Annotated in this window: 1 protein-coding gene and 1 pseudogene; one reads left to right on the top strand and one right to left on the bottom strand. The window is 57.9% G+C overall.

All coding sequences use genetic code 11. The features are described from left to right. Nucleotides 1–428: 428 nt before the first annotated feature. Nucleotides 429–1085, top strand: a complete 657-nt coding sequence (locus B1991_RS18390; protein ID WP_136260119.1) for a DUF2971 domain-containing protein — start codon at nucleotides 429–431, stop codon at nucleotides 1083–1085. A gap of 234 nt (nucleotides 1086–1319) precedes the next feature. Here the strand turns inward: B1991_RS18390 and B1991_RS18385 are convergent. Further along, nucleotides 1320–1698: pseudogene (locus tag B1991_RS18385) on the bottom strand (IS110 family transposase); the annotation flags it as partial.

Raw genomic sequence — 1698 nt, 5'->3', positions numbered from 1 at the left:
GTGGAAACGGGGTAGAACCCCATCGCCGTCGTGCCCGGGAAGCCCTCGCCCTCGGCCGCCCCATCTCGCGCGGATAGCGCTTTCCGGTCGCCAGGATGAACGTGGTGTCCATCCCATGTAGATAGCCCCGGTGCGCAGCTTGGGGCGTTTGAGGCGCAAACGCCGCCGAACGTCGTCCAGCCGGCGGCGTGCAGACACACCCGGATTGACCCTGGATATCACCGACGATTGTGGGTGACAAGACATAGCGCCTCGATTCGTGAGATATGCAATGGCGACATTGCTGCCGCGCACCGCCACCACGAGTAGGCAACTCCTTGTCTGTCCGCAGATTCGTCTGCTTGACGCGTGCCGGTCGAACGCTGAACATCCGGTGCATATGCCCCGATCTGGGGTCTGCTAAGCGTTAGTTCTTCTCTGGAGGTTCCGTGGAGCTCTTCAACCTGTCGAGCGCTGAGTACGCCATATCCAACATCGGACTCGGAAGAATGAAGATTTCGCGCATCGGCGATTTGAATGACCCCTTCGAACTTCTGCCATTCAATATTCAAGACAAAAAGCTACGTGCCGCGGCGCGCCTAACGCGAGATCAGATTGCTAAGACCCGCGGCGTTCTTTGCTTTAGTCAGAACTGGTCTAACCCGGTACTCTGGAGCCACTACGCAGATAAGCACCGTGGCATAGCCTTAGGATTCGAGGTCAGAGACAGATTCGCAATCCCTGTCTCGTACGAGAAGACGCTTACCGAAGTTGAAATTGATCAACTTGCCTCAAGCGCAGATCCATCAGAAGACTTTGGTCGTGCATTGCTTGCGACAAAGTTCGAAGACTGGAGATACGAAAATGAGTTCCGAATTTTTATTGATCTGACTCAACATGAATCAGAGGGTGGACTTTATTTCTGCTACTTCGACAGCGATCTGGTACTCACATCTGTTGTGCTTGGCGCAAGGTGTACAGTTCCTATTGAGCAAGTACGCAAGCTTGTTTCTCAATATCCACACAAAGTTCGCGTCAGGCAGGCGCGCATGGCCTTCACCAAGTTCGAGGTTACAGAGGATGAGCGTTACCGAGAGAAGACCTAACAATTCCTTAGGAGATGTCCCGTCAACCCCGGGCGCATGATGCTTTTGCCCTGAGCTTTCGGGCGACTGCTGGTGGTCGTGTTGTGCTTCGTGTGTGCTGCGTGGTCAGTGGGATGCGGCGTCGAACGTTGCCAGACTGCATTTCCTTAGACGGTCTTGTAGAGTCGATGTTGCCGGCTCGGACCAGGGTATAAACCGCGGCCGGAGACCTCATTCGTTCAGCGGTGTCGTCGGTGTTCGGGCATCCAGATCGGCCAGCATCTGGCGCAGGGCCTTGTCACTGTTGCCCATCACGATGCCGAACTCGGCCAGCAGGCCGCGCAGGCGGTTGCCGATCGCCAGACTCTCCGCCTTGTAACCCTCGCGCACCCGATGCCAGGACAGCCGGGCCTGCTGGTCGATGGTCTTGATCGGCACGAAGCGCATGTTGCCCTGGCGGGCGGCCGTGGCAATCGCCTCGGCGTCGTTGCGGTCGTTCTTGCTGCGCTGAGTCTTGCGGTACGGCTTGACCAGCTGGGCGGCCATCAGCCGCGGCTGCAGCCCGTATTCCACACACCGCCGTGCCCAGTGATGGGCCCCGCTGCACGCCTCCCGACGTCCCCCCGCATTGAGT

It is taken from the genome of Rhodanobacter lindaniclasticus (assembly GCF_004799035.1).
GTDB classification, from domain to species: Bacteria; Pseudomonadota; Gammaproteobacteria; order Xanthomonadales; family Rhodanobacteraceae; genus Rhodanobacter; species Rhodanobacter lindaniclasticus.
Note: the sequence above shows the minus strand (reverse complement) of the source record. Positions and strands in the feature narration are given on the sequence as shown.